Below are 12888 nucleotides of genomic sequence, written 5' to 3' on the forward strand. Positions count from 1 at the left end.
AAATCAAAGTGATCACAGTACGAAATAGGGTTGCTTGACCTTTTCGACAGGCTTGGGTTGCGAAGCTTTGGCGCTGAACTCGTGCTCATATTCTTCGCGGAATTCGTTCACCATTTCAAGCAGATCTTTATGGATATTCTGCGAGATTACGGTCATCGGCGTATCGGTCGGACGGTTTTCGAACGGATCCTGCAAATGGATCGCCATTTTCTCGATCAGGAAAAAAGCGGCTCCGATAGTCGTCGTCAAAGGAATTACGAGCCATCCCAAATCATCGATCATTCCGAAAGGCAACAAAATGATGAGCAGACACAGCGTGAATCGGATGTACATGCTGTAAGTCGTCGGGAAAATCGTGTTCTTGATTCGCTCGCATTTTCCCATTCCGTCGCACAAACGCGTCAAGGTGTTATCGATCTCGACTTGCTGGAAAGTGTTGATCCGTCCGTTGCCGAGCGCTTTCATGGTTTCTTTGGCGTGCAAAAGCAAGATTGCATTCGGTACGTGCTTATGGCGTTTTATGAACTGGAATTCGTCCTCGTCCAAAAATTGTTTAGCGGCTTTGACCGAGTCTTTTCCGCGAAGACGATTGGTAAGCGAAAAACACCACGCGGCCTGCCTCTTGGCGAATTTTTCCTTGAAATTATTGGCTTCATCCGAGAAATCGGGATCTTTGTAAAACGCGACGACCTGGCGCAAAAGCGATCTCGAGTCGTTCACGATTCCGCCCCAAACGATTCTGGCTTCCCACCAACGGTCGTAAGCCTGATTCGATTTGAACGCCAAAAGCAGCGAGATGATCGTACCCACTATTCCCGGAATCGCGATTGGAATTGTCAGTGGAACCGCCGCATAAAAATAGTGCACGAGCCAGAATGAGGTCGAATATATGAGTACAAGTGCGAGTTCGATCTTGATTTTTCCAAGGACGTACTCCATCGGGATTTTTCTTTTTAACAGCATAGACTTGGTTTTTAAGCGTTTAACTGATTTCTTCGAAGACCGAAAGCACGGGCATTTTGAGGCTTTCGTGCCAAAACGGTGTTTTTTTGCCGAGTTTCACTTTTTCAGGTTTTCTCGTGGCGACCACCAGATCGATGTCGTTTCTTGTTATGGTTTCCGACAGCAATTGTTGCAGCGATTCTTCCTCGCTTCGGCTGATTCTGGCCTGGCTCACTATGCGGAACGGGAATTTTCCGTCGAGTTGCTGTTGCACGTCAGAAGCCTGGAGTTTGCTTTCGTCATATTCCAGGAAAAGCGCTTTTTGCATTTCAGAAGTCGGGCCATCGCACAAATTCAGGATCGGGCAGTGGCTGTTGGCCAAAAGTCCGAGGCAATAGCGATTGATTTTTTTGGACGATTCGCGAAAGCTCTTCGGAACGATGACAAGTCCAATTTCCAAAGCGGCGATCATATTGCGCAACAAAGGAGCCGAAATGCTCGACTGTTTCTGGATGTGCAAGGTTGCGTTTCCTTCGGCATAAGCGCGATTCTGGCAATCCTCGAGAACTTGCTGTTGCGAGATCGTGTAGGCAGCTCTGGAATTGCGAAGGAAAGCCGATGCCGAATAGTGACTGTCAGATTCATTGAGCAGCAACAAAACGAGATTGAAGTTTTGGCCGTTCGCATACGAAATGGCGCTTTCGATTGCGGCCAAAGTATCTTTTTCCAAAACCGTAGGTAGCAAAATATTCTTCATGGTCGTCGTTTTTAGTTATACAAAACAACACCCTGAACATTAGTTCTTCCTTAGATTGAACTTAGAAGTTCCTTAGATTTTCAATTAGAAATTTTAATGTGGACGTTTGAAAGTGATCGTCGCCATCGTACCTTTGTCGGTTTCCGATTGGATGTCGAGATCGCCATCGTGCATGCGGATGATCTTGAAGGCAAGCGGCAATCCGAGTCCGTAGCCGTTGTATCGCGACGCTTTTTTTCCGCGGAAGAAAGGTTCGTACAAAAACGGAAGATCTTCTTTCGGGATTCCGATGCCAATGTCAGTAATCCTGACCGTAATCTGGCTTTTATCGGCTAACAATTCCACGAAAACGACGCTGTTGTCCGAATATTTGACCGCATTCGAAATGATGTTCGAGAGCGCCAATTCCAAAAGCGGACGGTTGCAGGGCAATAACAAAAATTCCTCGTTATCAGGCAATTCGGTCATTCTCAAACTGATGTTGTTTTCGGGAATTATCTTGTCGAGGTCGGCTTTCACATCTTCGAGCAATTCATCGAAACGCGCCACGTCCTGAACTTGTTTGTTCCCGTCGTAACCCGTTCGCGTGAGCTTGAGCAAACCTTCGGTGAGATTTCCGAGTTTCGTCGCCTGGGCATTTATGTTCGTCAAAGCTTCTTCGTATTCGTCCGAGGTGCGCTTGCTTTGCAGAATGATCTCGGTTTCGGCCATGATCGTCGTGATTGGCGTCTTGAGCTCGTGAGAGGCGTTGTTGATGAAGTTCGCCTGAATCTCGAACGAGGTTTCGAGTCGGTTGAGCATGTCGTTGAAGGTTCGCGAAAGTTCGGCGATTTCGTCGGCACCGATTGGTTGGTCAAGCCGATTGTGCAAATTCGAAGCGCTTATCCGCTTGACTTCGGAATTGATCTTCGAAATCGGATTGATCACGGTGTTAGCCAAAAATCTCCCAAGGAAATAAGCCAGGACCAGAAACAAAAGTCCGCCAACGGCCATCATCCGGATAATGTACCAAGTACTTGTGTTGCCGCGTCTGTCGCGAGCAGTGATTACAACGATGTACTTTTTGCCGTTTTCCTCGAACAATTGGGCATAATGGTAACGGCTGTCGTCCTCGACCCAAGACGATCCGCTCGACAAAACTTCGGTATAAAACTCGGGCGGAAGCTGCAATTCTGTGTTGTATTCGAACGAATTCGATCCGTTTACTGGCAAAACCCAATCGCCTTCATCGATGAGCTCCTCGAGGCCTTTCGATTTCAGGTTCCGATAGTATTCCGCTTTGGCCGGATCGTTCTGATAATGTATCGAAGACACGATTTTGGCGCGATCCTGCAAGCGTTTCAGGAAGTAATACTGATTGTTGTTCTTGAAAAGGATGACCATGACGGCGCAGAGCAAGAGCGTGCTCAAGCCCGAAAGTGCAACATAGGTTATGGCGACTTTCTTGCGTATCTGCATGTCAGGATTTCAGCGTATAACCCAAACCTTTCACAGTGTGGATGAGTGGATTTTTGTAAGGTTTGTCGATTTTTTTCCTCAGATAATTGATGTAGACGTCGACGACATTCGTATTCATCTCGAAATTGATGTCCCAAACATTGTCGAGAATCTGTTCCCGCGAAAGGATCGCTTCGGAATTTTTGGCCAAATAATGCAAAAGCCGATATTCCTTGGCCGTAAGCACGATCTCATCGCTGGCACGTCTTACGGTTTTGGCTCTGTTGTCCAAAGTCAGATCGCCTACCGAAATGATTTCCTGAGGTTTGTGTTCCATTGCCGAACGCCTTACCAAAGCGTGAATTCTGGCTTCGAGTTCGCTGAATTTGAATGGCTTCGACATATAATCGTCAGCTCCCGATTGCAATCCCGTAACGATGTTTTCAGTGCTTCCCAAAGCCGTCAATAGCAAGATCGGCACGAAATTTCCGGCGGCGCGCAGTCTTCGGCAAATCTCGATTCCGTTTACATCTGGCAACATCACGTCGAGAACGACCGCGTCGAAGGTATACTCGTCGAGCATCAAGAGTGCGGTGTTTCCGTCAAGGGCGGCGCTGACGTCGTGTCCTTTTTCAGAAAATCCCTTCCGGATGACCGACAACAAATTGGGTTCGTCTTCGACTATAAGTAATTTCATTCGCGGTATTTTATCTCGTCAAATCGGCCAAATGACCAACTGCTTCCAAAAATAACAAGGATTGTGTGAAATAAACGCTAAAACTAGGTGCTTTTGGCTATTATTCAGAATGCACAAAAGAAATCCGCTTCTTCCCGAAGCATTCGGAAAAAAGCGGAAATTTTTATGTGATTCCACTATTTGGAATTAGCCATGCACCTTGACCAAAGCCGCCGCCAATTTGGCTTTCTCGACAATTTGCTCCACGGGCGTTTCCAGATCATCGCTTGTCAAGGCCACGCCCATTCTCCTGTATGGACGACTCGTCGGTTTACCGAAAAGGCGGAAGTCGGTTTTTGGCAGCGATGCGATTTCCTCGATTCCCGTGAAAGTAGGATGTTCCGAATTTTCGGATGCGAGAATTACCGCGCTCGCTCCGGCTTTCTCGAGTCTGATCTCGAAAATAGGAAGGCTAAGAATTGCTCGCAAATGCAATTCGAATTCGTTGAAATTCTGTGTTCCGGCCAATGTGACCATTCCCGTATCGTGCGGACGCGGTGAAAGTTCCGAGAAGTAAACGCCATCGTCTGCCAGGAAAAACTCCACTCCGAAAATTCCGGCGCCACCAAGGGCTTCGGTTACTTTTTCGGCCATGTCCTGGGCGTCGTAAAGATCTTTTTCAGAAACTTGTGCCGGTTGCCAACTTTCCTGGTAATCGCCTCTTTCCTGTCTGTGACCTATTGGCGAACAGAACAGTGTCGGCCCAAAATTTTGGGTAACCGTCAGCAAAGTGATTTCGGAATTGAATTTGACGAAAGCCTCGACAATCACTTCAACAACGTCGCCTCGCGAACCTTCGACCGCATATTTCCACGCTTTTTCTATGTCTTCAGACGTTTTGATAGTCGATTGGCCTTTGCCCGATGAAGACATCAAGGGTTTGACGACACAAGGAATTCCGACTTCTTCGACCGCAGCTTTCAGTTCTTCGGATGAAGTCGCATACCGATGATTTGCCGTTTTGAGTCCGAGTTCTTTGGACGCCAAGTCGCGGATCGCCTTTCGATTCATGGTGAAATTGGCCGCTTTCGCCGACGGAACGACTGTAATGCCTTGTTTTTCGTAATCGTAGAAACGCTCGGTGCGGATCGCCTCGATTTCCGGGACGATGAAATCTGGGTTGTGTTTGGCGACGATTCGGTCGAGTTCGCTTCCGTCGAGCATGTTGATGACCTCGAAACCGTGCGCAACCTGCATGGCCGGAGCGTTCTCGTAACTGTCGACCGCGATTACTTTCTGGCCGATTCTTTGGGCCGCGATGACGAATTCCTTACCGAGTTCGCCTGAGCCGAGAAGTAATATTTTCTTTTGCATTTTAGACTGATGTTATTTCGAAGACGATTGCCCGCGTTAGGGATTCGCGGCTTTGTTTAAGCTCTTTGCCAAACCCTCAAAGTTTGGCAAAAGCGAGTGCCGCAAGCCCGACCCGAAGGGTAACGCCCAAATCATTAAAAAAGCCCCAGAAATCCTGAGGCTAATAGGTTAGGCCAAAGCCTCTTTGATTCTCTTGAATGCTTCCTTGAGCACGTCGTCGCTGGTCGCGTAAGAAAAGCGGATGCAGTCCGGATTCCCGAAAGCATCGCCCGTTACGGGGGCGACATTGGCTTCGGCGAGCAAGTACATGGCCAGATCGTCGGCGTTTTTAATCTCTTTTCCGCGAAGTGTTTTTCCGAAGAAAGACGACACGTCAGGGAAAGCGTAAAAAGCGCCATCAGGAACGTTGATTTTCAAGCCCGGAATGTCGTTGATCAATCCGACTACAAGATCGCGACGGCTTTTGAATGCCGAGACCATATCGTTCAACACCGATGGATCGGCGTCAACGGCAGTGATCGTGGCTCTTTGCGCGATGGAATTTGCACCTGAAGTCACTTGGCCTTGCATTTTGGTGCACGCTTTTGCGATAAATTCCGGCGCGCCGATGTAGCCGATTCTCCAACCTGTCATGGCGAAAGCTTTCGCGACTCCGTTGACCGTAATCGTTCTGTCGAACATTCCCGGAATCGATGCGATAGAGCAAAAGTTTCCGGCAAAATTGATGTGTTCGTAGATTTCGTCAGAAACTACGTAGATATTCGGGTGTTTTTCGAGAACTGCCGAAAGTTCGGTCAATTCTTCTTTTGTATATACCGATCCGCTTGGGTTGCAAGGCGAGGAATACCAAACCATTTTGGTCTTTGGCGTGATCGCTTTCTCGAGTTGGTCGGCGGTAATTTTGAAATCGGAATCGACAGACGTCGGAACTTCTACCGGAACGCCACCGGCCATTTTGACGATTTCGAAGTAAGAAACCCAATACGGAGCCGGTAAAATCACTTCGTCACCTTCGTTCAACATGACTTGCGCAATGTTGTACAAAGACTGTTTCGCTCCAGTCGATACTACGATGTTGGCAGGTTTGTAATCGAGGTCGTTGTCGCGTTTGAACTTGCGGCAGATCGCTTCTTTTAAATCCTGGTAACCGTCAACCGGCGAATACGTGCTGTAATTCTCGTCGATCGCTTTCTTGGCGGCTTCCTTGATGAAATCTGGAGTGTTGAAATCGGGTTCGCCCAAAGAAAGACTGATCACGTCTTTGCCCTGAGCTTTCAATTCGCGAGCCAAAGCGGCCATAGCCAACGTCTGGGAAGTGGCCATGCTGTTGATTCTGTCAGAAAGTAAATGGTTCATCTTGTGTTGTTATGCTTGTTAGAGGTTGTAAGGTTTAAGCGGCCACCGGCTTTGTCCCGAGTTCTTTGAGATGCCTGAAGTGGGCCGCGACGGCAGAACGCATCGTCTTGAATTCGTGATAAGGCAAGTTGCACTCGGCCGCGGTTTGTTTGATGATTTTGGAAATCTTGCTGTAGTGCACGTGGCTGATGTTCGGGAAAATGTGGTGTTCGATCTGATGGTTCAATCCGCCAGTAAACCAGTTCACGATCTTGTTTTTGGGCGCGAAGTTCGCCGTTGTGTAAAGTTGGTGGATTGCCCAGGTGTTTTCCATTGATCCGTTTTCATCGGGAATCGGATTGTCAGTTGCTTCGACGACGTGCGCCAATTGGAACACGATGCTCAAGATCAGTCCGGCAGTGTAGTGCATCAGGAAAAATCCGATAAGGACTTTCCACCAGATCACGCCTGCGATCATAGGAAGTACGATCCAAATCGAGAAATAAATGACTTTCGTGATTACCAAAGTCGTCCACTGGATCGCGGGACTTTTGAATTTTCCGTAAGACAATTTTCGCTTCAGATAACGTCGCATCTGTTTGAAATCTGTGGTGATTGCCCAATTGAAAGTGAGCAATCCGTAAAGGAAAATCGAATAATAATGCTGGAATTTATGGAAACGTCTCCATTTGGCCTCATGCGTAAATCTTATCACTTGTCCGGCCTCGAGATCTTCGTCGTGGCCGTGAATGTTCGTGTAAGTGTGGTGCAAAACGTTGTGCTGCACTTGCCAGTTGTAGACATTTCCGGCCAGCACGTAAATCGTTCCGCCCATGAATTTGTTGAGCCAGGTCTTGGACGAATACGAACCGTGGTTGCCGTCGTGCATGACGTTCATCCCTATTCCGGCCATCCCGATTCCCATGGCGATGCTCAAAAGCAAATGTGCCCAAAACGGAACGTCGAGTGCCATGATCAGGAAATAAGGCGCGAGGAAAACCGCGAAGAGAATGGCAGTCTTGAGATAGATTTGCCAGTTTCCGGTTTTTTTGATGTTGTTTTCCTTGAAATAAGCGTTGACCCGCGAGTTCAATGTCCTGAAAAATTTCACGGAATCCTGGGTCGAGAAGGTTGGAAGGTTGTAATTCATGCTTTAAAATGATGCCAAAGGTAATTATTAAAACAGGTTCAAAGGTTTACAAAAACAAAAAAAATCCGTTGTGAATGGCTACTTTTGCCAAAACTCTCACAATGGAAGAAATCCTGCGCCATTTCCCGCATCTGACTGATACACAAAAGGAACAATTCGCCAAATTAGGCGAGCTTTACGAGGATTGGAACGCCAAGATCAACGTGATTTCGCGAAAAGACATAGACGAACTTTACACGCGTCACGTGCTGCACTCATTGGCAATTGCGAAAGTGCAGCCTTTTGAGCCGGGATCGTCTATTATGGACGTCGGCACGGGCGGCGGTTTTCCGGGAATTCCGCTTGCGATTTTGTTTCCGGAAACGAAGTTCTATCTGATAGACGTCATCGCCAAGAAAATAAAAGTCGTGCAAGCAGTGGCCGATGCGCTAGGCTTAAAGAATGTGAAAGCCGAACAGAAACGCGCCGAACTTGTCGACAGGCAATTCGATTTCGTCGTGAGCCGAGCCGTAACGAACATGCCCGATTTCGTGTCGTGGGTAAAGACAAAAATCGCCAAAAAGCAGAACCACGAACTTGCCAACGGGATTTTGTATTTGAAAGGCGGCGATCTGAGCGAGGAACTCAAAGATTACCAAAAGATTGAATTGTTCGAGATTCCCGATTTCTTCGAAGGCGAATTTTTCGAAACCAAGAAAGTCGTTTACCTTCCGATAAAATTCAAAGGCGATTTGAACGCATAAAAAATCCCGGTCGATGTGGCCGGGATTTTTTGTTTAGTTCTTGATGAATTTATGGGTTTCGGATCCGACGTCCGAAGTTAGCGTCATGATGTAGATTCCCGAATGCAGTCCCGAGACGTCGATGCCTGCTGTTTGTCCGATTTTGGCCAAAACCGTTTTTCCGGTCAAGTCGGAAATCGTTGTCGATTTGAGTGAAAATCCATCGGCGAAAGCCAGATTCACAACTCCATTTGCCGGATTCGGCGACAATGTCACATTCGCTTTCTTTGCAAATTCCGGACTTGCCAGAAAAGTGTCATTCTGTCTTTCCAAAAGTGTCAGGGATTCGTTCACGCCCAAAAGCGGAACCGAAATCGTTGTGTTCGTGCTCTTGAACAGTGGCCAGAATCGCGCGGGCGAATCGGCGGCCAAATGGTAGTAGAAATAGGAAGTGATCACGACAGTTCCAACATTTCCGAAAGGCGAATAGGCGATATTCAGCGTTTGGACGGTTTTTAGCCTGGTAACGGCGATTGGCGTCGTGGTCTGATTGTCGACCAAAGTTCCGTAAGCGTCGAATGTCGTTACGATATTTCCCGAAAAGGTTCCGGCATAAGTGTCATATTCGTACGTTCCGGCGACCGCATCAGTATTCGAATAGCCATAATTCAGCGGAAAAGTGCCAAGACTCGCCGGATTCGTGTAAATGAGCGAGAATTGGGAATTCTGCAAAGCGACGATGGACGATCCATTCGTGGAAGTGAACTCAACGCCGGTCAAATTTCCTCCCGAGGTAAAATCAGTCCGCTTTGTCGCCGTTGGAAAAGCCGCGATTTCGTTGGCAGTCGGAGCTTGGTTTTTGTACTCGTTAGACGTGTTGAGGTTGGTCATTCCGGTGAAATTCCAAGTGGCGTTTGCTCCGGTTGGCGCGTGATTCAAAGCCGTTGCGCTTTCGTACATGTTGTAGATCCGCCAGTTCAGTCCATCGGAAAAAGTCGTTCCCGGAATGCCTTCGAGCGTACCTTGATAATGTGTGATCGGACTTTGGGCAAAAGCCGAAATTCCAACGAATAAAAGAGAAAGTAGTTTTATTTTCATGGTTATTGTTTTGCTATTTTTTGAACGGAGTTTCCTTTTTCGGATGTAATCTCGGCGATGTAAATTCCGGTTTTCAAGTCGGATAAATCGATTTGCGCACCCGGATTCTTGATTTTTCGGATGATTTTTCCCGAAATGTCAGCAATCGAGATCGACTGGATTTGCGCATCTGATTGAAGATTCAGGAGTTCTTTTACGGGATTAGGATAGATGGCCACGGACGCTTTTGCGTTCTCCGGATTTCCAAGGAAAACCTGCGTCTGTTGCTCGAGAATCGTATCGTTTTCGTTCAAGCCAAGCAGCGGAACGCTCAAAACCGTATTCGTGCTTCTGAATTGCGGCCAAAGAAACAGTACGTCATTTTCGTAATAGTGGTAGACCGTTTGCGTAAAAGTGCCCACGTTTCCGAACGGTGGATAGCTTAAATTGAGCGTTTGTACAACTTTCATGCGGATCACGTCGCGAGGCTCGTTGAATGCATAAGTCATCAAAGTGCCTTGAGCATCTACCGTCGTCGTTATCGTTCCTGAAAATGTGCCGTTGTAAGTTTGGTAACTGAAAGTTCCCGCAACGGTATCGGAATTGTTGTATCCGAAAGACAATGGAAAGCTTCCCATCGTGGCTTGATTGGTGTAAGTCAGTACGAATTCGGGAGTTGCGGCCGCTGTAAAACCTCCTCCGTTATTTCCAAGATAAAATTGAGACGATTGTCCGCCTGGAAACGTCGCTGACAACACGCGATCTGTTCCCGGGAAAGCAGAAATCTCCGCTGGCGTTGGCGTCGTCACGGCATAAGTGGCGCCGCCTGCAGCTGTAAGATTCTGGAAGTTCCAAGTAAGTTCGCCAGCTGTTGGCGTGTGATTCAACGCCGTTGGACTTGTGACTATTTCATAAGAACGGAAATTGATTCCGTCGACGACTCCGCCCGGACCATTGTAAAGTTGTCCCATAAAAGTCTGGGGAACGCCTTGGGCAAAAATTGCGCAGGGAACGAAAAGTAATGCTAGTAAAGTTTTTTTCATATAGCCGATATTTGCCCAAATATAAAAACAAAGCCCCGACAAATATCAGGGCTTCAATTATTTAATCGAGTTTTTTCGCTTATTCACCCAAAAACGGATAGCGGTAATCGACCGGCGTCACGAAAGTTTCCTTGATCGTGCGAGGCGAAACCCAACGCAATAGGTTTTGTGGCGATCCGGCTTTGTCATTCGTTCCCGAAGCTCTTGCTCCGCCAAACGGCTGCTGACCGACGACGGCTCCGGTAGGTTTGTCGTTGATGTAGAAGTTTCCGGCGCAGTTCTCGAGCGCTTTCGTGGCTTCGTTGATCGCATATCTGTCTTGGCTGAAAATTGCTCCGGTCAAGGCGTAAGGCGAAGTTTCGTCTACGAGTTTCAGGGTTTCGGCCCATTTTGCGTCTTCGTAAACGTAAATCGTGATGACTGGTCCGAACAACTCGGTTTCCATCGTCACATATTTCGGGTTTGTAGTAAGGATGACGGTCGGTTCGACGAAATAGCCAACCGATTTGTCGTAGTTTCCACCAATGATCACTTCTGCGTCAGCGTCAGCTTTGGCGCCGTCAATGTACTTCGCCAATTTGTCGAACGAACCTTCGTGGATCACGGCCGTGATGAAGTTCGAAAAATCTTCGGGCGTTCCCATCTTGAACGATTTGATGTCTTTTTCAAGTTCCGATTTCACTTGCGGCCACAAACTTTGCGGAATGTAAGCACGTGAAGCCGCGGAACATTTTTGTCCCTGGAATTCAAAAGCGCCACGGACAATTCCTGTCACGACCTGGCGCACATTGGCACTCGGATGCGCGACAATGAAGTCTTTCCCGCCGGTTTCCCCAACGATTCGCGGATAAGTCTTATAGATATCGATGTTGTTTCCGATGTGTTTGAAGATGTCTTTGAACACGTGAGTCGATCCCGTAAAGTGGATTCCGGCAAAATCCTGGCTCGCGTAAACGGTTTCCGAAATCATTTGTGCGTCTCCGAAAACGACGTTGATCACGCCATCAGGAACTCCGGCTTCCTTGAAAATGTCGATGATGACTTTGGCCGAGAAAACCTGTGAATCACTCGGTTTCCAAACCACGACGTTGCCCATCAAAGCGGCGCTCGCTGGCAAATTCGCCGAAATCGCGGTAAAATTGAAAGGCGTAACGGCATAGACGAAACCTTCAAGCGGACGGTATTCGACGCGATTCCACATGTCTGAAGTAGACGTTGGCTGATCGGCATAAATTTGTGTCATGAACTCGACATTGAAACGCAAAAAGTCGATCAGTTCGCAAGCCGCGTCAATCTCAGCCTGGAAAATTGTCTTGGATTGCGCGATCATCGTGGCCGCGTTGATTTTGGCGCGATAGGGTCCGGCGATCAATTCGGCTGCTTTGAGGAAAATTGCGGCTCTTTGCTCCCAAGGCAACGAAGCCCAGTTTTTTCTGGATTCCAAAGCGTTCGAAATCGCTTTTTCCACGTGGGATTTTTCTGCCAGGTGATACTGACCCAAAACATGTTTGTGGTCGTGCGGCGGCGTCATGTTTCTCGTGTTTCCCGTCTTGATTTCCTCGCTTCCGATGTAGAGCGGAACGTCGATTTTCGCATTCCACATTCCGCGGTAAGTAGCAAGGATGGCGGCCTTTTCGGGCGAGTTCGGAGCGTACGCTTTTACAGGCTCGTTGACTGCTTTCGGTACGTTATAAAAACCTTTTGGCATATCGTTGTTTTTTAAGTGGCACAAAGATAGGAAATCGGGATTTTATAAATGTGCCGATTGTGAAATCAGTAACAAAGGCTGTTTTTTTAGCTGTTTCGTTATTGGATTTTCAGATTGTCGGAAAGTCTGGAGTTGACGTTCGGATGAAGGATTATTGATCGAAGGCTCGCTTGATTTGTATCGGACAAAATCCGCAAGTCGATTCCGCCTGACATTTTTCGACGATCAGAAATCCGAAAATCAAGAAAAAATCAATTCAATGCAAAAGGCGCGCTCAGTTTGAAAGTAGGAACAATCACGCGAAAACTTTTCGTGGAAGTGAAATTGATCATATTGAAATAACCGCGCATGGCACCAAAAGGTGATGCTAGCAAGCAACCCGAACTGTAAGTGTGTGTTTCTCCGGGTTTCAAAACGGGTTTTTTCCCGATCACGCCTTCACCGTCAACTGTTTCGAGATCGTTAAGAGAATCGAGAATGTCCCAATGGCGCGAAGTGAGCTGTACGGAATCTTTGCCGTGATTCTCGATGGTCACATGATAGCTGAAGGCATAGTGGATCTTGTGATTCTTGAAGTAAGTGCCTTCAAAAGTCGTTCCCACGGAAATTTTTATGCCTCTGGTAATTTGTGAAACCATCAAAGAGATCAGGATTTTGTTGGTGCAAA

Annotated in this window: 12 protein-coding genes; 1 reads left to right on the forward strand and 11 read right to left on the reverse strand. The window is 47.5% G+C overall.

The window, feature by feature from the left end; all coding sequences use genetic code 11:
• Window positions 1-12: 12 nt before the first annotated feature.
• The 7 genes from EOO49_RS09980 to EOO49_RS10010 all read right to left on the reverse strand — a co-directional run bounded on the left by EOO49_RS09980 (window position 13) and on the right by EOO49_RS10010 (window position 7671).
• Window positions 13-963, reverse strand: a complete 951-nt coding sequence (locus tag EOO49_RS09980) for a bestrophin family protein (RefSeq protein WP_290845202.1) — start codon at window positions 961-963, stop codon at window positions 13-15.
• Window positions 964-982: 19 nt separating this feature from the next.
• A complete protein-coding gene (locus tag EOO49_RS09985) occupies window positions 983-1699 on the reverse strand; it encodes a hypothetical protein (protein WP_290845204.1) in 717 nt (238 codons plus the stop codon).
• 93 nt (window positions 1700-1792) lie between these two features.
• On the reverse strand, window positions 1793-3157 hold the full coding sequence (locus EOO49_RS09990; RefSeq protein ID WP_290845206.1) for a HAMP domain-containing sensor histidine kinase: 1365 nt from the start codon (window positions 3155-3157) through the stop codon (window positions 1793-1795).
• 1 nt (window position 3158) lies between these two features.
• The gene (locus EOO49_RS09995; protein ID WP_290845208.1) at window positions 3159-3833 is read right to left on the reverse strand and encodes a response regulator transcription factor; all 675 of its coding nucleotides are present in this window, start codon (window positions 3831-3833) and stop codon (window positions 3159-3161) included.
• A 186-nt stretch (window positions 3834-4019) separates the two neighbouring features.
• Window positions 4020-5186 (reverse strand): formate-dependent phosphoribosylglycinamide formyltransferase, encoded by a 1167-nt coding sequence (purT, locus tag EOO49_RS10000; protein ID WP_290845210.1) that lies wholly within the window; start codon window positions 5184-5186, stop codon window positions 4020-4022.
• A 168-nt stretch (window positions 5187-5354) separates the two neighbouring features.
• A complete protein-coding gene (locus tag EOO49_RS10005; RefSeq protein WP_290845212.1) occupies window positions 5355-6542 on the reverse strand; it encodes a pyridoxal phosphate-dependent aminotransferase in 1188 nt (395 codons plus the stop codon).
• 34 nt (window positions 6543-6576) lie between these two features.
• Window positions 6577-7671 (reverse strand): acyl-CoA desaturase, encoded by a 1095-nt coding sequence (locus EOO49_RS10010; protein WP_290845215.1) that lies wholly within the window; start codon window positions 7669-7671, stop codon window positions 6577-6579.
• A gap of 101 nt (window positions 7672-7772) precedes the next feature.
• Here EOO49_RS10010 and rsmG point away from each other — a divergent pair, with 101 nt between their 5' ends.
• The gene (rsmG, locus tag EOO49_RS10015; RefSeq protein WP_290845217.1) at window positions 7773-8414 is read left to right on the forward strand and encodes a 16S rRNA (guanine(527)-N(7))-methyltransferase RsmG; all 642 of its coding nucleotides are present in this window, start codon (window positions 7773-7775) and stop codon (window positions 8412-8414) included.
• 33 nt (window positions 8415-8447) lie between these two features.
• On the opposite strand, the gene EOO49_RS10020 is transcribed toward rsmG, so the two are convergent.
• The 4 genes from EOO49_RS10020 to apaG form a co-directional block, all read right to left on the reverse strand.
• Window positions 8448-9491 (reverse strand): T9SS type A sorting domain-containing protein, encoded by a 1044-nt coding sequence (locus tag EOO49_RS10020; RefSeq protein WP_290845219.1) that lies wholly within the window; start codon window positions 9489-9491, stop codon window positions 8448-8450.
• Between the two features lie 2 nt (window positions 9492-9493).
• Window positions 9494-10513 carry a T9SS type A sorting domain-containing protein gene (locus tag EOO49_RS10025; RefSeq protein WP_290845221.1) on the reverse strand — a complete coding sequence of 340 codons (1020 nt, stop codon included), beginning with the start codon at window positions 10511-10513 and terminating at the stop codon, window positions 9494-9496.
• A 79-nt stretch (window positions 10514-10592) separates the two neighbouring features.
• Window positions 10593-12221: an L-glutamate gamma-semialdehyde dehydrogenase gene (pruA, locus tag EOO49_RS10030; protein WP_290845223.1), complete on the reverse strand. Its 1629-nt coding sequence runs from the start codon at window positions 12219-12221 to the stop codon at window positions 10593-10595.
• 251 nt (window positions 12222-12472) lie between these two features.
• Window positions 12473-12859, reverse strand: coding sequence for a Co2+/Mg2+ efflux protein ApaG (gene apaG / locus EOO49_RS10035; protein WP_191021399.1), 387 nt, complete (start codon window positions 12857-12859; stop codon window positions 12473-12475).
• Window positions 12860-12888 lie beyond the last annotated feature (29 nt).

The sequence above is a fragment of the Flavobacterium sp. genome (assembly GCF_004295795.1).
Lineage (GTDB): Bacteria > Bacteroidota > Bacteroidia > Flavobacteriales > Flavobacteriaceae > Flavobacterium.

Coding starts and splice junctions, on each gene's coding strand:
- EOO49_RS09980 (WP_290845202.1), bottom strand. CDS start 963: ATGCTGTTAAAAAGAAAAATCCCGATGGAGTACGTCCTTGGAAAAATC.
- EOO49_RS09985 (WP_290845204.1), bottom strand. CDS start 1,699: ATGAAGAATATTTTGCTACCTACGGTTTTGGAAAAAGATACTTTGGCC.
- EOO49_RS09990 (WP_290845206.1), bottom strand. CDS start 3,157: ATGCAGATACGCAAGAAAGTCGCCATAACCTATGTTGCACTTTCGGGC.
- EOO49_RS09995 (WP_290845208.1), bottom strand. CDS start 3,833: ATGAAATTACTTATAGTCGAAGACGAACCCAATTTGTTGTCGGTCATC.
- purT (WP_290845210.1), bottom strand. CDS start 5,186: ATGCAAAAGAAAATATTACTTCTCGGCTCAGGCGAACTCGGTAAGGAA.
- EOO49_RS10005 (WP_290845212.1), bottom strand. CDS start 6,542: ATGAACCATTTACTTTCTGACAGAATCAACAGCATGGCCACTTCCCAG.
- EOO49_RS10010 (WP_290845215.1), bottom strand. CDS start 7,671: ATGAATTACAACCTTCCAACCTTCTCGACCCAGGATTCCGTGAAATTT.
- rsmG (WP_290845217.1), top strand. CDS start 7,773: ATGGAAGAAATCCTGCGCCATTTCCCGCATCTGACTGATACACAAAAG.
- EOO49_RS10020 (WP_290845219.1), bottom strand. CDS start 9,491: ATGAAAATAAAACTACTTTCTCTTTTATTCGTTGGAATTTCGGCTTTT.
- EOO49_RS10025 (WP_290845221.1), bottom strand. CDS start 10,513: ATGAAAAAAACTTTACTAGCATTACTTTTCGTTCCCTGCGCAATTTTT.
- pruA (WP_290845223.1), bottom strand. CDS start 12,221: ATGCCAAAAGGTTTTTATAACGTACCGAAAGCAGTCAACGAGCCTGTA.
- apaG (WP_191021399.1), bottom strand. CDS start 12,859: ATGGTTTCACAAATTACCAGAGGCATAAAAATTTCCGTGGGAACGACT.